We start from the raw sequence: 20,185 nt of genomic DNA, 5'->3' as shown, positions 1-20,185 counted from the left end.
ATAATCTCATTATAGACAGGACAATCTAATGAAATATATCAGTACCCGTGGTCAGACAGCGCCGATGGATTTTAGTGATGTGTTATTAATGGGTCTTGCCCCAGACGGTGGTTTGATGTTGCCTGAGCACTATCCGAATATTGATAGTGCGACGCTTACTGAGTGGCGCACGCTAAGCTATCCACAGCTGGCGATGGCGATTATGCAGCGCTTTGCGACTGATATTCCTGTGGCTGATTTGCAAGACATTATTAAGCGCACTTATACCGCTGAGGTATTTGGCTCTGATGAGATTGTTCCTGTCCGTAAGCTTGAAGACAATTTATATATTCTAGGATTATCAAACGGTCCGACGTTAGCGTTTAAAGATGTTGCCATGCAGTTTTTGGGTAATGCTTTCGAATATGTGCTTAAAAGAAAAGACGCGCGTATTACCATCATTGGTGCCACCAGTGGGGATACAGGTAGTGCGGCAGAATATGCTTTGCGTGGTAAAGAAAATATCGAAGTCTTTATGCTGTCACCGCATGGCAAAATGAGTGAATTCCAGCGTGCGCAAATGTATAGTTTGACTGATAAAAACATCCATAATATTGCCATCGACGGCATGTTTGATGATTGCCAAGACATCGTCAAAGCCCTACAGCAAGATGCTGAGTTTAAAGCGGCTTATAATTTAGGTACGGTTAATTCTATTAACTGGGGTCGTATCCTAGCGCAGATTGTTTATTACTTTAAAGCCTATTTTGCGGTCACTACAAGCAACGATGAAAAAGTCAGTTTTAGCGTGCCATCAGGCAACTTTGGTAATATTTGTGCCGGTCACATTGCACGTGAAATGGGGCTGCCAGTTGATCGTCTAATCGTCGCAACCAACGAAAACGACGTGCTTAACGACTTCTTTAATCAAGGTGCTTATCAGCCGCGTCCGACTGATAAAACTTATATCACTTCAAGCCCATCGATGGATATCTCTAAAGCCTCTAACTTTGAGCGTTTTGTTTATCTCTTATTAGATAAAGACAGCGCCCGCGTTCATGAGTTATTTGAAGGGGTGAAATCTGGTCAAGGCTTTGATTTGTCTGACCTAATGGAGGCGGTCAACACTCGCTACGGTTTTGCTGCGGGTAAATCTACTCATGCCGACCGTCTCGACACTATCAAAACACTTTATGAGCAGTATGGTGAATTGGTCGATCCGCATACTGCTGATGGTATCAAGGTTGCCAAAGAGCTACAGCGCGAAGGCGAGATCATTGTTTGTGCTGAGACCGCGCTACCAGTGAAATTTGCAGATACTATCGTTGAAGCGATAGGTCAAATAGGAATCGCACGCCCAGCCCATACCGAAGGCTTGGAGAACTTACCGCAGCATGTGGTGGTGCTTGATAATGATGCCGAATTGGTCGCTGAGCAAATTCGTCAGCATGTGATACCAAATCCAGCATAAATCAGAGTGGATTTTAATACTTATTTTCATGAGGAACTCTATAAATTTCAATGAGGAAATATAGAAATAATATTCATATAAAAGTTACGCCATTGTAATAAAGTGTTTATGATTGTGTTATGGTAGATATAATTGTAATATTAGAAACAGCGTCGGCGACTCATCATTTTGCTAGACGCTTTTTTAGTAATCATACCAGCCAATTACACTGAACAGCTGCCCTATAAGCGTCATGATAATCGTACGGTTAAGTCCCTTTACGACCCTTATTGCTTGTCACTATTTTAATGACAGTCAAAGATTAAGGTTAAGTAATAGATCTAAATGGTACTAATTGTGGCGACAACAGCGGTACATATTGTGGATATAACAATGAAGATGAGCTTAAAAACGATAGCAAAAGCACTGTTAATCACGACATTTAGTAGTGCAATGCTAATGAGTGTTGCCCACGCTAACAATCCACCACCAGCCATCAAAGCGGATGCGCCCAATCGCTATATCGTCAAAAAAGGCGATACGTTGTGGGACATATCAGGACGTTATTTAGACAGTCCGTGGCGCTGGAAAGAAATCTGGGCAACCAATAAGCAAATCAAAAACCCCAATCTTATTTATCCTAACGACATCCTTATCTTATGTGTGATTCAAGGTAAAACCTTAATTGGTGTTGATACTGGCGAAGGTTGTGCTGGAGTCGAAAAGCAGTTAACGGGTAACGTGGTATCTAGCACAGTCTCAGTCACTTCGACAGCCAACAGTATTCCACCGCTTCCGTGGTCTGCTATTCAACACTGGTTAGATAAGACAGTCATCGTTAATCCACAAGATTTTAATACCACGCCTTATATATTGGCTCTAAAAAAGGCAACTTAATTACCGCTAGCGGCGATAAAGTGTATGCCAAAGGTGTGCCACTGATCGTCGGTCAGCGTTATGGTATCTACCGTGAAGGAGAACTATATGTTGAGCCAAAAACCCAAGAAGTTATCGGTTTAGAGGTCACGCAAGTTGCGACGGGTTTGGTTACTTCGACAGAAACCAACGGCGTCAGCAGTTTGCAGCTCACCGACAGTTACGACAAAGAAGTACGTGAAGGTGATCGCGTATTCGTTGAGTTGAATAACTCTATTCCACCTGTGTTTTATCCAGCCCCTGCAATTGTCAGTCGTGGTGGCATGATTGTCCGAGTCATGGACTCAATCAGCTCAGCGGCGAAGGGTAGTGTCGTTGCTATCAACTTAGGTAGTACCATGGTGCTAAGCCTGGTGATGTATTGACTGTCTATCAAAAAGGGGCCTTAATCCGCGATACCAAAGACAATGACACGCCAGTACGCTTACCAAATGAGCCAAGCGGTATGGTCATGGTATTCAATACTTTCGATAATATTAGCTATGCTTATGTGCTTGATTCAGAGCTACCATTAAACGTCGGCGATCAGCTGTTGCCACCGCCATATCTATAAATGAGTACACTATAAGTGAGAACATGCTTATTTTTGGACGGGATATACTAACTTAGCATATACGAGCTAGATGATTATGATGGCAGTTACTTCTTCTTTATCAGATGAGCAGCGCGCAGTACTGGCGCTGTGGACTGAGGTGAATGCATCATTATCTGCTTATCATAAGCTCATTACTTCTTTTGGCACAGCAGAGCTTGCTTGGTACGCCAAAGTAGATGCTTGGCGGCAATTGGGTATTCATCATAGCCATCTTGCCCGTCATGAACAGACAGAGCAAACGCAAGCCAGTATCGATAAAATACAGCAAGCGCTCATCGAAGGGCGCTACGGTCTGCTATTTGCTGACCAGCCTGATTATCCCGCCCAGCTCTCGCAAATCTATGACCCACCGCCTTTATTATTTTACCGAGGCAATAAATCGCGTTTGCGTCAAGCGCAAATCGCGATCGTCGGTAGCCGAAAACCCACTGCCCATGCCCAAAAAATCACCTTTGATATCGCACAATATTTGGCGCAAGCTGGTTATATCATCACCAGTGGTCTTGCCATGGGTGTCGATAAGCGCGCACATCTAGGCGCTTTAGCACAGGCAGACGCTGAATATCAAGGTCGAACGATTGGGGTAATGGGTACGGGTATTGAGGTCAATTATCCCAATCATCATGATAAATTGTTTGCCCAAATAATTGAGCAAGGCGGCTGTATTATTAGTGAGCTATTGCCGCATACAATGCCACATAAGCATACGTTTCCACGGCGTAATCGTTTGGTCGCTGGATTGAGCTTAGCAACGATTGTGACGGAGGCGACCATTCAGAGTGGTTCGCTGATTACCGCGCGTTTAACCTCGGAGCAGGGTAAGCAAGTTTTTGCCATTCCAAGTCATATTGATAATAGCAATGCAGAAGGCTGTCATCACCTGATACGTGAAGGTGCGACTTTAATTTATCATCCGCAGCAAGTGCTAGAGGATATCAATAGTCAGTTGCCATATAACAGTCATTCATTTCAATCAAATGTCTTATCTACATTGAATCGTAGTCAGACAGAAAACCCTTTAGAAAACGATAGCAGTTCTACTGCAAATACTGGCAAGCTAGCATCATCCAATATTAAACCTTCTCCCAGTGCTATCGTCGTACCAGAGCATTTGATGCTTGTGTATGAGCAGCTTGATTGGCACGGGCAGGATTTAGATGCTCTGATTATCGCTACCAAACTTGCCACACCGCAGCTGATTGGACAGTTAATGGAGCTTGAATTATTAGGCATCATTAGTGTGCAAGGCGGACGGTATTTGCGCGTCTAAAATTGTACTTTCTATCGCTTTAGGCTTTTCACCTATCTACTGCCAAGTGATTGACGACAGTACAATCTAGGGCGTGTCATCAATTAGATTGTGAGGCTTAAAATGAGAAAAATTGTAGATAAACAAGGAAGAAATTGCCGTTAATATGAACATATTGACAAAATTTCTGACGATGTTTAGAAAAATTTAGCCATTTTAAGACCACTAAACGTACTAATGTGCTAATTGATGACACGCCCTAGGTAGCTGCTAATAAGGTCGCTTTAAACTTCGCTGCCCTAATTTTTCTTAGTCTTATGTTATGATGAGTGCTTAAATTTCTACCTTTTTGAAGCCTTCAAGCCATGGAAAAATACACATCTTTTACTACTGACTCTGTCATTCAAGCTGCCAAATGGCTTAAAGAAGGACAGCTACTTGCTTATCCCACCGAAAGCGTTTGGGGTATTGGTTGTGACGCTTATGACGAAGCAGCCGTTCAATGTATTTTATCCATTAAACAGCGTCCACAAGCCAAAGGCATGATCGTCATTACTGACAGCGCTGAGCGTTTAATGCCGTTACTAGAGCCTTTAGAAGAAGGTCTGCGCCAACAAATCATCAAGAGTTGGCAGGCAGATACTGACAGTATAGAGCTACAAGGTAAGCAAGCCCATACATGGCTACTGCCTATCCCTCAGACACTTGAAACGACTATCCCTCCTTGGATCACGGGGCAGCATCAAACAGTGGCGGTTAGAGTTATTGCGCATCCTATGATTCGTCAATTGTGCCAACAACTGGTCGACGTTCAAAACCCATTTGGACTATTGGTTTCCACAAGCTGTAATCCATCAGGGCAACCGCCTGCTATGACTTTCACTGATGCGTATGGGTATTTTGGCGAGCAAATCAGCTACTTGCAGGCTGAAACATTAGGCTATACTTTACCGAGCCAAATTCGTGACGCAACCACGGGTTTAGTGATTCGTTAGCGCATGACAGTCAACCAAGTGATGAGTGTTATCTGTTGATTTCACTATTGACAGAAATAAAAGAATAGCGCAAGATAAGTCAATAAATAACCAAAACTTATAAAATAGAGTGCAGATTAATCATGAAACTGAATCCTGTGACCGAAAAATTTATCTTACATTGGGGTGAAATGGGCTCGCAGTGGGGCGTCAATCGCACCATGTCACAGATTCATGCGTTGTTATTCATCATTGGTAAGCCATTAAATGCTGAAGAAATTACCGACACACTTGGTGTTGCTCGCTCTAACGTCTCAAACAGTATTAAAGAGTTGCAGCATTGGGGCTTGGTACAAAAGGTTTCTATATTGGGTAATCGTCGCGATCACTTCACAACCAATACTGATGTTTGGGAGCTGGCACGCATCATCGTGGTTGAACGACAAAAGCGTGAGCTTGAGCCAACAGTACAGTTCTTACAAGAATTGATGGACAGTCCTGAATTTGAACATGAAAATAATGAGGTAAAGTCACGTATTCGTGATACCCAAGAATTCGTTAGTACCCTAACCACATGGTCATCTGAGATGCTTAAACTGCCCACAAGCATCCTCAAAAAAGTCCTAAAACTGGGCGCTAGTATTAAAAAGGTCTTACGTTAATAGTTAGCGGTGTAATTTAAAATAAAAAATTTGCAATATAATTTCTGTTTTGACAGAAATATATGTAATAACTATAAAAGCCAGTTAAGTTTAAGTGAGATAAGTTTCTATAAAATAGCAGCAACCAAAAATAGCAATGACAAATGGATGTGTAAAATGACAGTCAATCAGACACACACTAATAAAGAGCCAGCCATTAAAAAGGCTATTGCTGCAGTCGAGTGGCAGGATTTGCGCCAGTTAACGCGCGCTCAAATCGCTTACAACATTATTTTGCCTTATCCATTTTTGTTGTTGTCTTGGTGGTTTGCTAGTCAATCATGGTATGTATTGGCGTGCGGCGCTTCTTATTTGTTTTTTGCTGCCGCATTTCGCCAAGCGCACGATGGCTATCATCATAGTTTGGGTACAGGTAAACGCACGACCACCGCCATATTATTATTGCTCAGCGTACTATTAATGACCAGTTTGCACAGCATTCGAGCCACCCACATGGCGCATCATCGTGACCCATTGGGCGATAGTGATATTGAAGGCAGTCTAGCAAAAGGCTCATGGTGGCAAGCGCTGCTCTACGGGATAACTTATCGATTGGATATTTATCGTCAAGGATTGCGTCTAAGTAGCCGTCGCAATCAAAAATTGGCGTGGCTAGAGTTTGCTTTGATTGGTTTAGTCGTCTTGGTTGCCTTCGTACTGACCGTATTTCCTTTAACTGTTCCTGCTCTGACCATGTTAGCGCAAGTATTGATATATCACCTACTGACCATGACGTTGGCCAATGCTAGCGTTGGCATCATTGCGGTGTGGGGCGTGCATCATGATTGTGATGAGACAATCGCCCGAACTGAGCGCAATCCTTTGGTCAACTTGCTGACCTTTAATTTGCTTTATCACGTAGAGCATCATCTCTTTCCTGCTGTGCCATCCAATCATTTACCGACGCTTGCCAAGCGTTTAGATGCAGCAACGCCACATCTGACCAAAGAACATGTATTGCCAAGTATGGTTAACGTCATAGATTTTATTAATCATCGTTGGAACCAATTAAAGAATAAATCTCAAAATAGTAATGATAGTGACTGTCCTATTCGTAAGCGTTTTGCTTAATCAGTAGGCAAAACAAAATCAAGATACTTATCCACCAATTATCCACATGAATTTCATTGGCTTTGGCAACGCCGTATTTATACTGAATTAACGATGAATGTTAATGGGATAAATAGAATGAAAACGAATAATGAGTTAGGTGTGTATCCTTATCTACAAGTGATTATTTTGTTTGCAGGGCTTGGTAGTATGATTGGTGGGTTGATTTCAGAGCTGGCTCTATTATTCATTTTTAGGAATGCGGATTTTGCGCAGATTGGTTATCAGCCATTACTCTATGTTGGTCTGCTTGGTTTTATACCTGCTTTATTAACGGGTGTTATCGTCGCTTATAAGAAGATATGGCGCGGTGATCATAAGAGTCTACGCACGACATTTTTAGTGGGGTTTATAACGTCAGCAGGTTATATGGGTGCAATCATCCTATATTTAGGCATCAACTCCTTGATAGAGGTTGGTGTGCTACTGGCCTTTATGATTGGCATAGGACTATTTGGCGCAATCAATTCAGCGATTGCCAGCCGCATTGCTTTACCAAAAGTACGTAAAAGTCATTTTGATATTAGTACTAAAAAAGTAGACGATAACTATAACGGATTAAGTTTTACTAAACGATAAGCGAAAAATATAGGGAGTAGGACATGAATATTTTAATCAGTGGTGGCTCAGGCTTTTTAGGCAGTGCTTTTAGTGACGAGCTTATCAAACGCTATCGTACGCAAGATAAGGACTTACACATTACATGGCTAACACGCGATAGCAGCCAAACACATCCTGACGCGATCAGTATGATGACCTACGATGAGCTAGCGAGTTCAGATAAAAGCTTTGATGTTATCTTAAACCTAGCAGGCGCAGGCATTGCTGACTCGCGCTGGAGCGATGCGCGCAAAGAGCAGTTGCTCGCCAGCCGTATCAAGCTACCGAATCCTTATTAGCATTTATTAAGCGCACCAGTATTAAGCCCAAGCTAATGGTCAGCGGCTCTGCGATTGGCTGGTATGGCGCACAAGGCGATAAACCTCTTACCGAAAGCAGTGGTTTTGAAACTGATTTTGCCCATCAATTATGTCATGAATGGGAGCAGTTAGCGCTCAAAGCCACTAAACATGGCGTGCCTGTGGCTATCGTGCGCACTGGGGTGGTTATCCATCCTGATGGCGGGATGCTTGGTAAGTTATTAACCCCATTTAAAATGGGCGTTGGTGGGCAGTTAGGTGATGGCAAACAGATCATGAGCTGGATCAGTCGTGAAGACTGGGTTGGGGCGGTGATATTCATCATTGAAAAGCATCTTGCTAATTATGCGGATACTCAGACTACCGATGATCACTCGTTAGAAACTATCAATGATACGCCAGTGCTGGTATATAACCTCACTGCGCCTAATCCAGTGACCAATCATACTTTTACCAAAACGCTTGGAGCATGGTTACACCGTCCCACCTTTTTTACTTTACCCAATTTTCTGCTTAAGCTGATATTTGGTGAGATGTCGACTCTATTAATTGATGGTCAAAAAGTAGTGCCGCAAGCATTACAGGACGCAGGTTATGATTTTAAACAGCCAACACTGAAGCAAGCGTTAGAAGAGCAGAAGTCATAGATACTTATGAAGGTTGTTTCATGTGAAACGTAGTTTTTATCATAGGATTCTTTGTTTCATGTGAAACCTAAAGAGGGGTTTTTATGAGTAAAGTTGATAGCAACGATACAGTTACTGTAACCAACTATCCAAAAGGTAAGGTGATAGGAGTTTATGGATTGTCGGGAGGTGCGATAGGTGGTTTGATTGTCTTCTTATATATGCTTGTAATTGACGGTAATATTTTTAGGCAAGAGTTAACAGATATTTTCAAAATGCTATTAGCTTCTATTGTAGGCGGATTCTTTTTTGGTTTGCTCCCTACGTTAGTAGCTGGATTAACTATATGTAAGTTGAAGATAGTCTTTGATTCCATCCTAAAAATAGTACCATTATTCTTCATTGGATTCTTTAGTACTTTTATATTTGCAGTTTGGATTATAGAAACAGATGTTTTTTTAGAGAAAATAATATTTGGATTGGTTGTTAGCTTGATAGGTGGAGCCAGCGCTGTAATTACAGGTCTTATCGCACTACCTAAATACAAATAAAATTTAAATAGTTATTTCACTATTAACAGAAATAAAGTAAATTAAAACAGCCGATTAAATTAAGCGGTCGCGCCAGCTAGACAGCTACTGCTTATCACCAAGTAAGGAGAACATCATGCGTCATCCTTCGTTAGCCAATATTGAATGGCAAGATTTGCGACAGCTTAGTCTTGGCGAGACTGTTTATAATATTTTCTTATCTTTGCCTTTTTTATTATTGTCATGGTGGAGCGCGTGGCAAGGGTGGTGGTTGCTTGCACTTGTGGCGACATTTTTCTTTTTTACTGCCGCACTGAGACAAGCCCATGATTGTTATCATCGAACGTTGGGAGTAGAGAAGCTTGCCACTGAAACCATGCTGTTTTTTCTCAGTATCACGATGCTCTGTAGCACGCATGCTATTCGGCACACACATCTCAATCATCATAGAGATCCACTGGGTGACAGCGATGTCGAGGGTAATTGGGCTCGTCTGCCTTGGTATCAGGCGATATTAGGCGGTGGTATTTTTTCGTTTATGATTCAGTGGTTTGGCTTGACGCATGGTAGTAGCCGCAATCGTATACTCGTTGGCTTTGATCTGTTGCTCATTTTCGCAGTGATCGCCACCGCTTTTATCACGATGCATCCAGTTTTGATGTATCACGTATTGGTAATGATATTGGCCAATACGATGGTAGGATTCTTTGCGGTATGGAGCGTCCATCATGGTTGCGATGAGGTGGTATATGCCCGTAGTGAGCGCCATCCATTGATTAATCTGTTGACTTTCAATTTGCTCTACCACATCGAGCATCATCTGTTCCCAGCTGTCCCGACCAATCATTTACCAACACTGGCGAAGCGCTTAGATGTTGCCGCACCGCAATGGACGCAGCAGCCAGTCATTCCCTTTTTAGCCGCAGCCAATGAGCACCAACAATCTAGCGTGACTCAAAAATCCAATGCCAGCCACCTTGATATTTAGTTATCACTCAGAAAGGAGTCGTAAGATGATTATCCAAAACCATATCAACAGTTATAGAGAGCAAGCACATTTATCCATCACCATGTATTACGATGATGCTTGCGTCATATGCAGTACCGAGGCACACAATATGCAAGTGCGTCAGCCCGAGAAGATACGCTTAGTTCCTGTGGAAGAGGGGCTTGATGAGTTGGCGGCCGCAGGATTCAGCCGTAAGGATGCGATGACGTATATGTGTATGCAAGACAGCTACGGCAATTGGTACACGCATATGGATGCCGTGCGGCTGCTCTACAGAACGGGCGGCGTGAAATTGTCAACGTTGTTATTTTTGCCAGTAGTCAAACAACTTGGTGACTTCGCTTATCCGTATATCGCGCGTAATCGCTATAGAATCCCGAATTGGGTGACCAAGCTGCTCTATGGCAAAGCGCTGATGCAGGCTTGTGAAAACGGCGTTTGTAAATAGCACCAGATAAAAGTTAAAGTACGTTTTGTGGCAACCATTTAGTTTTGTGGCAACAGCACCTTGGGCGTAAAGCATATGAAGTTTTCGTGGAAAAAATGAGGCTATATCCAGAGCATCAAATTTTTCACGTAAGATAGCGTTATCTTTATCTAAGCAGACTTGATTATGTGGTTCTTTATTGTTTTCACTCAGTTGCTAGCTGTTATGACCAGCGTGCTTCTCTGCTGGTTTGTAAAGCCAAAAACGACTGCTGCAAAAGCTGCACTGATAGCTGTTGTCTTTATTATTAATAATAGTGCTCTCATTTATGGTTTGACTGAGTTTTGGTACGAACGCTTTTATGTCTATTTAGTCATCAGTATTTTGCAAGGTTTTATGTTTTATGCGGGTTTGATAACTGCTGTAGTTGCGCTCCTTGTCTATCGGCTCTTTAAACAAAAATCTCGTCCAATACTCTTGCGCGCTCTATCTGTCACGATTTATATAGCCATTGTTAGCTTAGCCGTATTTAATGCCTACTCGCCCGAAGTACATCGATTGACGGTCACTACAGCTAAGCCGCTGGCTAAGCCAATGAAGATAACGCTTGTCTCTGATACGCATCTGGGCAGATGGTTTGGCAATCGGCAGATAAAGAAAATGGTGCGCCTTATCGATGCGCAACATCCCGATGTCGTGGTTATCGCTGGTGACATTATGAATGACAATACCATTGCTTACGATAATACCAATATGCATGAGCAGCTATCAAAGCTAAAGGCGCCGCTTGGCGTCTATGCGACTTTAGGCAATCACGATTATTTCGGTTATGACCAACAGATCACACAGGCGGTGGAAGAGGCTGGCATCAAAGCGCTTGATAATGAGAGTGTGCTATTAGATGATTCAGTATGGCTGGTGGGGCGCTCAGATGATATCGATCGTACTAGACTGTCAGCCGAGGAATTATTGACGCAAGTAGACACAGATAAACCAGTGATATTTTTGGAACATCGTCCTAGCGCGATGGATGAGGTCAGCGCCCTGCCAGTCGATTTGCATCTGTCTGGACATACCCATGGCGGGCAGATATTTCCGTTAACGCTATTGATGGATTGGTTGACACCACTAAACTATGGTAGTAAAAAAATAGCCGATACGCAGTTTTTGGTGACCTCTGGTTATGGCATTGGTCCCGTACCATTTAGACTGGGAACGCGTTCTGAGATTTGGATAATTACGTTGCAGTCTGGTGTATGAGCCATTTAAATAAACAGTGTTACCCTAATGATAAAGCCTCTACTATATCTAAATGGTAGAGGCTTTTATTTGCTGTTAGGCTGGCTGATAGCTATTTTGCTTGTATTGTCAGCTAAAAACATACTGCATGGCTGCCATCATACTCAAGGATTTTTCCTGCGCTACGCATTTTTTATCACCATTTTTGTGCTATTGCAGCTGTTTAGTGTCGGTGCAGCTCTAAGCGTGCAATGGTGGTTACAGCCTTGGCAGACAGCAGGTTTGCAAACTTCGGTATGGGTCATCGTATTCGTTATTACCAACGGTTTGCTGCTACTCAGTGTCAATAGAGCATTTGCCAATAGCTATCGCTGGATCAGTGGTTGGATGTTAGTTATGCATTTCATGCTATTGACGGCTTTAGTTACGAGTCTATTTTATGGTGGCTATTGGCTAATTACATCGCTAACTGGTGATGCGCTCGCTACACCGGCTACCGTCGATTTTGGGTTGCGAATATTGGCGTTGGCAATATTTATCGGGTTGTTTTTCTATGCCCTATACAGTGCTTATGTGCCTGTGGTACGTGAGTTATCTATTGATATTGATAAACCTTTGGCTAAGCCATTACGTATTGCGGTCGCAAGTGATTTGCATATCGGGAGACTGTTTGGTAGCGGTGCAATAGATAGGCTGCATCATCTTATGGTAAAAAATACAGCCGACATATTACTGATGCCAGGCGATATTATGGATGACAATACGCAAGCATTTACTGATTATAATATGGCGAAAAACTTGGCGGAGTTATGCGAAAGCCTGCCATATGGGGTCTATGCTACTTTAGGTAATCATGATTTATACGGGCATGAGCAGCCGATTGTCCAAGCGTTGCGTGCTGCTGGCGTGCAGTTGTTAAATGATGAAGTAATCGGCATCGAGCATGAAGGTCAACCAATCTGGCTGGTTGGGCGTTTTGATAACCATAAAAGACAGCGGGTAGCCACAACCGATCTACTAGCCCAAGTTGATACTACACAGCCTGTAATACTCCTAGATCATAGACCAAGTGATATTGCTGAGCACAGTCAAATGCCGATTGATTTACAGCTCTCAGGTCATACCCATAACGGTCAGGTATTCCCCGCCAACTTCATTGTTAGTGCCATCAATCGCTTGGGTTATGGCTATGAAGCCATTGGCAAAGGACACTTTGTGGTGTCATCTGGTTACGGCTTTTGGGGCATTCCATTTCGCTTGGGTTCGCGCTCAGAGATTTGGCTAATCACTGTGAATGGTCAGGTTGAAGATAACGTTTAAGAAAGTAATATTTAAGAAAACAATATTTAAGAAAACAATGCTTAAAAAAGTAACGTTTAAATAATGGCAGCACCATTCTATTTTATAAATGAACCAGCACTTTCTTATACAACTGTGTTGATAATTATGCCGCTAATTGTGACTGAGTATTGATAACGTCACGCACAAAACTCGTAAACCCTTTAATAATATCGCCTGTTTTTTGTCCGATACCTTGATGAATACTCATAAAATGAATAAAACCATGCGGCGTACCAAGAATGGTATGAGTCTCGACTGCTACACCATGCACCTTTAATTGCTTTGCATAAGCAAATGCTTCATCACGTAATACGTCTAATTCTGCGGCGACAATGTAAGTCGGGCATACTTTACTATTATCACCAAGCATCGGACAGTTAAGTATATGCTGGCGTGGCAAGGGGCTGTTATCTAAACAAGCAGCATCAAATACAGCCACATCGGCATGATCCAATAATAATCCCTCACCATATAACTCCCAACTTGGATAATCCGTTTCGATATCCGTCACAGGATATAAAGGCATTTGTGCAAGCGGCTTTGGTAAGGGCTCTAATAAATCGAACATTTTTTGACCTGCAATGCCAGATCTGACCATGCGACTTTCGAGGGCGCAGTGAGTTGTTGGGCAATCAAAGTGGACAATCCGCCGCCAGCACTATCGCCTGCTAGTACGATTCGCGAGGGTAAAGCGCCTAAGGTATGGCAATGCTCAGCCAGCCAAGCGTAGGCAGTAATACAGTCTTTTAATGCGGCTGGTGCAGGATGCTCAGGTGCTAAGCGATAATCAACACTGACTATCGGCCAGCCCGTCTGCTCACAAACCGCGTGGCAAAATTCATGATGGGTATTGACATCACCAATACAAAATCCACCCCCATGAAAATATAACAACACTGTTTCATCAGAATTATGAGTATCCGCTTTTTTGAACCCTAAGCCATGAGAGCTCACGTCTGATTGATAACAGCGAATGGTCATATCGCCATCATCAGCGTTGGCAATCACTTTGTCTTCCCAATGCACAAGCTTCTGATTTTTTTTCGTAAATCGCTTCATGTTGCCGATGATATTGTCACTTGCTTGCTGCCATACCTGCGGCGCTTGCATCGCCACGGCGTCAGTAGCGAACCTTTCGCGCAGCTCATGCATTGGTGTCAGCTCAAGAGGCGTTTTAAGCTTACTATTCACCGCGAGAATCAAACGCAGGTGAGCATCGGCGTGCAGATATTGTTTTGAGGTAGGTCCTTTCAAATAACCAACCAAGCTCTCTAATAGTGGCGTTGGCAGATAGCCGACTCCTTTCATGGCATAGTGCAAGGTATGCGGCTGGCAAGTCGTCAACGGGTTATAGCTAAGCACCTTTTGTTTGACGGTCAAACGATTCTCTTGAGTGCCATTTTCTTCTTTTATACCCTTATCTATACGATCTGTTGATGCGAGCTTTATCGTTATCAGCGCTTTATTTAATAGTGCATTGATTGATAACACGGTTGATTTAGACATAACACTTCTCGTTGATGATTGTCAGTATGCGTTGTCATATATGAGCGTTCACTTTGACATGAGCCATACTATTTGTAGCAATAATAGAGTAATCAAAAATAAAGTTGAGTATTGTTTGGTAATGGCTTATGTACCAACGGTAAGTTTTTTGGAATAAGTACTGCTTTCTTGTAGCTTGTGTTAACCAACATGGATAGCCATTTGCCACCTATGAAATTCTGTTTTGAGCACTTTAATCTAGATTTAGGCAATATTTGTTGTAAATTAGAAAAATTCCCTTGGCTTAGGCTTGAAATTTACCTTCATCACCTTTATCAAACAGCTAGTAGAAGGTACTCATAACAACAATGTGTAAGACGGGTTAATTATTTAATAAGAGCACAGTATCCCTAGCAAATAGTGAACTTGTTGCGTCTTATATAAATTGTCATTATTAAAATTCTAAGGAGCTATCATGAGCGAGCAAAATACCAACCACGAATCGCCTGAGCAAAATGTGGCGCATGACAATATTGAACACAGTGACAGTATTTTAGAAGAAACCATGAAAGAGTTTGATCCAAAGCATAACTCAGGTGAAGAGCTGACCATCGAAAATGAAATCGATCTCGACACCTTTAAAGCGCGCATCGCTGAACTAGAAGGTGAAGTGAAGCAAGCTAAAGAAGTCACCGCCCGTGCCAATGCCGAAGCTTACAATGCACAAAAACGCATGGAGCAAGAGGCGGATAAGAGTAAGCGTTTTGCCTTGCAGAAATTTGCCAAAGAGCTATTAGAAGTGGTCGATAATTTAGAACGCGCCATCGAAAGCGCCCATGCCGATGACCCTGTTACAGAAGGGGTGAGACTGACGCACAAAGCGTTATTGGACGTATTAAATAAGAACGGCGTTGAAATGGTTGACCCACAAGGTGAGAAATTCAACGCGGATCTTCATGAAGCGGTGGGTATCGATGAAGAAGCCGAGGCTGATACTGTCGGTACTGTATTACAAAAAGGTTATAGCTTGAACGGTCGTTTATTACGCCCAGCCATGGTACGTGTTGGGCAGTAGTACTAAAAATTGGATTTTTAATGTGCTAAACCCTACTATTATTAAGGGTTTTCACAAAAAGTCACACGAAAGACAAATTTTGCATGATGATTGACTTGAAAAAATCCATAAGTAAACCGATATATATAGCAACAAGAGATCAACCACGGTCTGAATAGATAAATACTTAAAACAAATTAGGAGCAAATAATTATGGGTAAAGTAATTGGTATTGATTTAGGTACGACTAACTCGTGTGTCGCAGTGATGGAAGGTGACAAAGTCAAAGTTATCGAAAATGCTGAAGGTACTCGTACAACACCATCTATCGTTGCTTATAAAAACGATGAAATTTTGGTGGGTCAGTCAGCCAAACGTCAAGCGGTCACCAATCCAAACAACACGTTGTTTGCGATTAAGCGTTTGATTGGTCGTCGTTTTGATGACAAAGTCGTGCAAAAAGACATCGGCATGGTACCTTACAAAATCGCCAAAGCAGATAACGGTGATGCATGGGTAGAAATTAACGGTAAAAAATTAGCACCACCACAGGTTTCTGCTGAAATCTTGAAAAAAATGAAAAAAACAGCAGAAGACTATCTTGGTGAAACCGTTACTGAAGCGGTTGTAACCGTACCAGCTTATTTTAATGACTCACAACGTCAAGCAACAAAAGACGCGGGTAAAATTGCGGGTCTTGATGTAAAACGTATCATCAACGAACCAACAGCTGCGGCTCTTGCGTACGGTATGGACAAAAAGCAAGGCGATAGCACGGTTGCTGTTTATGACTTGGGTGGTGGTACTTTTGACGTATCAATCATCGAAATCGCTGACGTTGATGGCGAGCAGCAGTTTGAAGTTTTAGCAACCAATGGTGATACATTCCTTGGTGGTGAAGACTTTGACTCAGCATTGATTGATTATTTGGTTGATGAGTTCAAAAAAGACCAAGATGTCAATTTGAAAGGTGACTCATTGGCGATGCAGCGTCTAAAAGAAGCGGCAGAAAAAGCGAAAATTGAGTTATCAAGTGCGCAAAGTACTGAAGTGAACTTGCCTTATATTACTGCAGACAGCAATGGTCCTAAGCATTTGGTGGTCACTATCAGTCGCTCAAAACTTGAGAGCTTAACTGAAGAGTTGGTACAACGTACCATGGGTCCTTGTAAGATTGCGCTTGAAGATGCTGGCATAAAAATTGGTGACATCGATGATGTTATCTTAGTTGGTGGTCAGACTCGTATGCCACTGGTACAGCAAAAAGTACAAGAGTTCTTCGGTCAGGAGCCACGTAAAGATGTGAACCCTGATGAAGCAGTAGCGGCAGGGGCTGCAATTCAAGGCGCGGTATTGTCTGGTGAAAAAACAGACGTATTGCTACTTGATGTGACGCCACTAACGCTTGGTATCGAAACGATGGGTGGTGTCATGACACCAGTTATTGAGAAAAACACCATGATTCCTACTAAGAAATCACAGGTATTCTCAACGGCTGAAGACAACCAACCAGCTGTGACCATCCAGGTTTATCAAGGTGAGCGTAAAATCGCTAACCAAAATAAACAACTTGGTCGTTTTGATTTGACGGATATTCCACCAGCACCACGTGGTCTACCGCAAATTGAAGTTACTTTTGACATCAATGCTGACGGTATCATGAATATCTCAGCAACTGACAAAGGTACGGGTAAAGCGCAAAGCATCCAGATCAAAGCAGATTCTGGCTTGACGGATGAAGAAATTGAGCAAATGGTTCGTGATGCAGAAGCCAATGCTGCAGAAGACGAAAAATTCGCTAACTTAGCGCAAGTTCGTAACGAAGCAGATGGTCGTATTCATGCCGTACAAAAAGCGTTGAAAGATGCTGAAGATAAGGTAACTGCTGAAGAAAAATCAACAGTAGAAGCTGCTATCACTGAGCTTGAAGCGGTGATGAAAGAAGATGATCATGATGACATCAAAGCCAAGCTTGAAGCATTAGACAATGCCTTCTTGCCAGTTAGTCAGAAGATTTATGCTGATGCAGGCGCAGGTAGCGAGGGCATGGATCCAAGCCAGTTCCAACAAGGCGCGGACAATGCAGCAGATAGCAACCAAGCTGATGATGACGTCGTTGATGCTGAGTTTACTGAAGTAGACGAAGACAAAAAATAATTGTGATTTAGTAACTAAACGCAGTTAAAACAAAAACGCATCCTTCGGGGTGCGTTTTTTATAGCTGTTATTTATAAGAAATATCCTACCAGTCTATATCTTGTCTTCATGATTTAAAGGCACTCACTATCAGTACTTCATAAGTCAAATGAACGATAGGCTGACCGTCGTCATCTTGCGCCGAAAAATGTTGCCAATAATCAGACTCAAACTGTTGCAAGCGTGCTTTGGTCCACATAAAGGGCTGGGTACTGTTGGCTTTTACTTGCGTCTGATTGGTCGATACGCCCGTCAACTTCATATGTTTTAGGATAGCGTAAGGACTGGCAAACGGTAACTCGAAACGCTGAGTGGACAGTTCAATTTTCTCAAAACCCGCACTAATCAGTGCCAATCGCCACTCAATGATATCTGGATAGTGGAGACCCTGATCCGTTAGAGTCTTTATTTGCAAAAAGTTATTTGGCGTAAAAGTGTTAAACAGCAGTTGACCTCCAGCTTGCAAACGGCGTGCTGATTGCGCAACAAAGTTTAAGGGATCATCAAACCACTGCACTGCATTGGCACTGATTATCAAGCTATGCTCATCCTCAAAGTTCATCGTTTCAGCATCGCCAATTGCTATGTCAGCATTGGGCAATATGGATTGTAAAGTAGCCACTTGTTCAGCGCATAATTCATTGATTAGCCAATATTGACTTTGAATGTGTGCTGCGAGTAGGCGGGTCATTTGACCGGTTCCTGCACCGACTTCAAGTACACTGTCGTGTTCAGTGTGGGTGAGTTTGTCTATTAAATATTGACAGACTTGCTGCTGAATATTGGCATGCTGGTCATAGTCGCTGGCATTGGCAAAATGACGAGCGATGGTTTGTTTTCTGGTGCTAAAGTTATCAGGCGTGGCGAGTGTTTTCATACGGTTTATTATATCCAAGTGAGCCAATTATCAATCGATAGCAGGACTGACGTCGCTGATGTATAACAACAGATTTATAATTGTTGTATCAATTGTTCGCAGTCTTCATCTGTCAGCTTGGCATTCATCACCAAACGGATACGAGCGGTGTTTGTAGGCACAGTGGGTGGCCTGATAGGCAGGGCGTAAAAACCTGCTGCTTGCAATTGTTGTGCTTTGGCAAGCGTGCTGGTATTGTCGCCCAAGATGTAAGGCACAATCGGTGAGTCATAGTGTGGATACTGGGTGTTCTGGGACACACGGTATCTTGGGTCGATGGCTTGACTAAGCTTGGTAGACAACCGCGCTAAATGCGCACGTTGATTATTTAGCATTGGCATTTTTGCTAAAATAAATCGCGTCCATGCATGATTGATAGGGGGTAATGCAGTACTAAAAATTAGTGGACGCATGCGGTTAATTAGCCATTGCTTGACGACATCATCGCACATGATATAAGCACCCACCGAGGCAAACGCTTTACCGAAAGTACCGACCAAATAGTTAATATCAGCCAATGTCTGCGTTTCTTCCGCTAGTCCCAAGCCTGTATCACCTAATACACCGATGGCATGAGCCTCATCGACATACAGTTCGATACGAGCATCGCTAGCTTTTAAGTGTACCAGTTGACATAAATCCGCACGATCACCATCCATACTAAAGATGCTCTCAGTGACAATAATGATGCGCTCAATGTCTGGCGCTGCTTGCTCAATAAACGTCGCCAAATGTTCATAATCATTGTGACGATAACGACGATAGCTGACAAGTTTGCTTTGGCTCAAACGCAACCCATCGATAATGCTGGCATGTACCAGCTTGTCAGCTAAGATCAGTGTTTTGACTGGCAAAGCTGTGAGGGCTGGCAATATACCAAGATTGGCATGATAGCCGCTATTCAATACCAATACCGATTTTGAGGCAGAGATATCACGTTTGCCAACAGCGGTTTGATACCATTCCTGCAACTCAGACTCTAGCGCTTGTAGCTGTACATCATTTCCAGTGAGCAAGCGTGAGGACGTCGCACTCATTTTAGGTATTTGTGCGACTGATAGCGGTGTTAGTTGACTGAGAAATTCGTTTTGTAATTCGGTGTCGCCGCCTAAGCCAGATAATCGTTACTGGCGATATTGAGTAAGGTTTGACCTTCGCTAATAACGTATCGCCCATGATGTTGGAGATTGGGTAATTGACGATATTGTTGGGTGGCTTTGAGTGCTGTAAGCGCTTCTTGTAGGCGGCTAGTTATACGTCCAGTCATTATTTTTACCTTAAAATATTCGGTATCTCTTATTGTTTTATGCTTATTTCTGCTAGAAAGGCGATGAAATGAGTAGGGATTATTGCATAAACTCAGTGGTTGTAACAAAAGATTTCATATCTTTGCCTTTGTAACCCAAGCACTGATAAATACTTGCAAATCTTAACTCTCATACCATCAA

The 20,185-nt window shown here is 42.7% G+C and carries 20 protein-coding genes and 2 pseudogenes; 18 read left to right on the top strand and 4 right to left on the bottom strand.

The window, feature by feature from the left end:
- Positions 1-28: 28 nt before the first annotated feature.
- From thrC to TT12_RS08540, 16 genes and pseudogenes are all read left to right on the top strand, one after another.
- Entirely contained in the window at positions 29-1,450 is a 1,422-nt protein-coding gene (gene thrC, locus TT12_RS08600) for a threonine synthase (protein ID WP_045453920.1), read from the top strand.
- Positions 1,451-1,786: 336 nt separating this feature from the next.
- On the top strand, positions 1,787-2,326 hold the full coding sequence (locus TT12_RS17145) for a LysM peptidoglycan-binding domain-containing protein (protein WP_243443520.1): 540 nt from the start codon (positions 1,787-1,789) through the stop codon (positions 2,324-2,326).
- 20 nt (positions 2,327-2,346) lie between these two features.
- A complete protein-coding gene (locus tag TT12_RS17140; RefSeq protein WP_243443519.1) occupies positions 2,347-2,730 on the top strand; it encodes a hypothetical protein in 384 nt (127 codons plus the stop codon).
- Positions 2,727-2,918 (top strand): hypothetical protein, encoded by a 192-nt coding sequence (locus tag TT12_RS17135; protein ID WP_243443518.1) that lies wholly within the window; start codon positions 2,727-2,729, stop codon positions 2,916-2,918. Before TT12_RS17140 ends, TT12_RS17135 begins: the two co-directional genes overlap by 4 nt.
- Before the next feature lie 76 nt (positions 2,919-2,994).
- Positions 2,995-4,230 (top strand): DNA-processing protein DprA, encoded by a 1,236-nt coding sequence (gene dprA / locus TT12_RS08590; RefSeq protein WP_201606037.1) that lies wholly within the window; start codon positions 2,995-2,997, stop codon positions 4,228-4,230.
- A 344-nt stretch (positions 4,231-4,574) separates the two neighbouring features.
- Complete coding sequence (locus tag TT12_RS08585; protein ID WP_045453914.1) at positions 4,575-5,204, top strand: L-threonylcarbamoyladenylate synthase; 630 nt, start codon at positions 4,575-4,577, stop codon at positions 5,202-5,204.
- A gap of 122 nt (positions 5,205-5,326) precedes the next feature.
- On the top strand, positions 5,327-5,845 hold the full coding sequence (locus tag TT12_RS08580) for a GbsR/MarR family transcriptional regulator (RefSeq protein WP_045453910.1): 519 nt from the start codon (positions 5,327-5,329) through the stop codon (positions 5,843-5,845).
- 156 nt (positions 5,846-6,001) lie between these two features.
- Positions 6,002-6,955 (top strand): fatty acid desaturase family protein, encoded by a 954-nt coding sequence (locus TT12_RS08575; protein ID WP_045453906.1) that lies wholly within the window; start codon positions 6,002-6,004, stop codon positions 6,953-6,955.
- Positions 6,956-7,072: 117 nt separating this feature from the next.
- A complete protein-coding gene (locus TT12_RS08570) occupies positions 7,073-7,573 on the top strand; it encodes a hypothetical protein (protein ID WP_045453902.1) in 501 nt (166 codons plus the stop codon).
- 23 nt (positions 7,574-7,596) lie between these two features.
- Positions 7,597-8,189 (top strand): annotated as a pseudogene (locus TT12_RS19115) (NAD-dependent epimerase/dehydratase family protein); the annotation flags it as partial.
- Positions 8,190-8,561 carry a DUF1731 domain-containing protein gene (locus TT12_RS19110; RefSeq protein WP_353511622.1) on the top strand — a complete coding sequence of 124 codons (372 nt, stop codon included), beginning with the start codon at positions 8,190-8,192 and terminating at the stop codon, positions 8,559-8,561.
- 83 nt (positions 8,562-8,644) lie between these two features.
- Complete coding sequence (locus tag TT12_RS08560) at positions 8,645-9,091, top strand: hypothetical protein (protein WP_045453899.1); 447 nt, start codon at positions 8,645-8,647, stop codon at positions 9,089-9,091.
- 115 nt (positions 9,092-9,206) lie between these two features.
- On the top strand, positions 9,207-10,058 hold the full coding sequence (locus TT12_RS08555) for a fatty acid desaturase family protein (protein WP_201501686.1): 852 nt from the start codon (positions 9,207-9,209) through the stop codon (positions 10,056-10,058).
- A gap of 25 nt (positions 10,059-10,083) precedes the next feature.
- Positions 10,084-10,527 (top strand): thiol-disulfide oxidoreductase DCC family protein, encoded by a 444-nt coding sequence (locus TT12_RS08550; protein ID WP_045453896.1) that lies wholly within the window; start codon positions 10,084-10,086, stop codon positions 10,525-10,527.
- A 204-nt stretch (positions 10,528-10,731) separates the two neighbouring features.
- On the top strand, positions 10,732-11,766 hold the full coding sequence (locus TT12_RS08545) for a metallophosphoesterase (protein ID WP_243443515.1): 1,035 nt from the start codon (positions 10,732-10,734) through the stop codon (positions 11,764-11,766).
- Between the two features lie 27 nt (positions 11,767-11,793).
- A complete protein-coding gene (locus TT12_RS08540; protein ID WP_227679018.1) occupies positions 11,794-13,065 on the top strand; it encodes a metallophosphoesterase in 1,272 nt (423 codons plus the stop codon).
- Positions 13,066-13,189: 124 nt separating this feature from the next.
- Here TT12_RS08540 and TT12_RS18385 read toward each other — a convergent pair whose 3' ends face one another.
- Positions 13,190-13,654, bottom strand: a complete 465-nt coding sequence (locus tag TT12_RS18385) for an alpha/beta hydrolase fold domain-containing protein (RefSeq protein WP_279378849.1) — start codon at positions 13,652-13,654, stop codon at positions 13,190-13,192.
- Entirely contained in the window at positions 13,639-14,592 is a 954-nt protein-coding gene (locus TT12_RS18380) for an alpha/beta hydrolase fold domain-containing protein (protein ID WP_279378848.1), read from the bottom strand. Before TT12_RS18380 ends, TT12_RS18385 begins: the two co-directional genes overlap by 16 nt.
- Before the next feature lie 454 nt (positions 14,593-15,046).
- On the opposite strand from TT12_RS18380, the gene grpE reads away from it, so the two are divergent.
- Both grpE and dnaK read left to right on the top strand, forming a co-directional pair.
- Positions 15,047-15,646, top strand: a complete 600-nt coding sequence (gene grpE / locus TT12_RS08530; protein ID WP_045453889.1) for a nucleotide exchange factor GrpE — start codon at positions 15,047-15,049, stop codon at positions 15,644-15,646.
- A gap of 192 nt (positions 15,647-15,838) precedes the next feature.
- Positions 15,839-17,782: a molecular chaperone DnaK gene (dnaK, locus tag TT12_RS08525; protein WP_045453885.1), complete on the top strand. Its 1,944-nt coding sequence runs from the start codon at positions 15,839-15,841 to the stop codon at positions 17,780-17,782.
- Positions 17,783-17,888: 106 nt separating this feature from the next.
- Here the strand turns inward: dnaK and TT12_RS08520 are convergent, their stop codons facing one another.
- Together TT12_RS08520 and TT12_RS08515 are read right to left on the bottom strand one after the other, a co-directional pair.
- Positions 17,889-18,698 (bottom strand): methyltransferase domain-containing protein, encoded by an 810-nt coding sequence (locus TT12_RS08520; protein WP_045453882.1) that lies wholly within the window; start codon positions 18,696-18,698, stop codon positions 17,889-17,891.
- Positions 18,699-18,772: 74 nt separating this feature from the next.
- Positions 18,773-20,004: pseudogene (locus TT12_RS08515) on the bottom strand (8-amino-7-oxononanoate synthase).
- Positions 20,005-20,185: the final 181 nt, after the last annotated feature.

Source organism: Psychrobacter sp. JCM 18903, assembly GCF_000586475.1.
Lineage (GTDB): Bacteria > Pseudomonadota > Gammaproteobacteria > Pseudomonadales > Moraxellaceae > Psychrobacter.
The sequence above is the reverse complement of the archived record's forward strand: the minus strand, read 5'-3'. Positions and strand labels throughout refer to the sequence as shown.

Coding starts and splice junctions, on each gene's coding strand:
- dprA (WP_201606037.1), top strand. CDS start 2,995: ATGATGGCAGTTACTTCTTCTTTATCAGATGAGCAGCGCGCAGTACTG.
- grpE (WP_045453889.1), top strand. CDS start 15,047: ATGAGCGAGCAAAATACCAACCACGAATCGCCTGAGCAAAATGTGGCG.
- TT12_RS08560 (WP_045453899.1), top strand. CDS start 8,645: ATGAGTAAAGTTGATAGCAACGATACAGTTACTGTAACCAACTATCCA.
- TT12_RS08575 (WP_045453906.1), top strand. CDS start 6,002: ATGACAGTCAATCAGACACACACTAATAAAGAGCCAGCCATTAAAAAG.
- TT12_RS08540 (WP_227679018.1), top strand. CDS start 11,794: ATGATAAAGCCTCTACTATATCTAAATGGTAGAGGCTTTTATTTGCTG.
- TT12_RS19110 (WP_353511622.1), top strand. CDS start 8,190: ATGAGCTGGATCAGTCGTGAAGACTGGGTTGGGGCGGTGATATTCATC.
- TT12_RS08520 (WP_045453882.1), bottom strand. CDS start 18,698: ATGAAAACACTCGCCACGCCTGATAACTTTAGCACCAGAAAACAAACC.
- TT12_RS08545 (WP_243443515.1), top strand. CDS start 10,732: ATGACCAGCGTGCTTCTCTGCTGGTTTGTAAAGCCAAAAACGACTGCT.
- TT12_RS08555 (WP_201501686.1), top strand. CDS start 9,207: ATGCGTCATCCTTCGTTAGCCAATATTGAATGGCAAGATTTGCGACAG.
- thrC (WP_045453920.1), top strand. CDS start 29: ATGAAATATATCAGTACCCGTGGTCAGACAGCGCCGATGGATTTTAGT.
- TT12_RS08580 (WP_045453910.1), top strand. CDS start 5,327: ATGAAACTGAATCCTGTGACCGAAAAATTTATCTTACATTGGGGTGAA.
- dnaK (WP_045453885.1), top strand. CDS start 15,839: ATGGGTAAAGTAATTGGTATTGATTTAGGTACGACTAACTCGTGTGTC.
- TT12_RS08585 (WP_045453914.1), top strand. CDS start 4,575: ATGGAAAAATACACATCTTTTACTACTGACTCTGTCATTCAAGCTGCC.
- TT12_RS08570 (WP_045453902.1), top strand. CDS start 7,073: ATGAAAACGAATAATGAGTTAGGTGTGTATCCTTATCTACAAGTGATT.
- TT12_RS08550 (WP_045453896.1), top strand. CDS start 10,084: ATGATTATCCAAAACCATATCAACAGTTATAGAGAGCAAGCACATTTA.
- TT12_RS18380 (WP_279378848.1), bottom strand. CDS start 14,592: ATGTCTAAATCAACCGTGTTATCAATCAATGCACTATTAAATAAAGCG.
- TT12_RS18385 (WP_279378849.1), bottom strand. CDS start 13,654: ATGTTCGATTTATTAGAGCCCTTACCAAAGCCGCTTGCACAAATGCCT.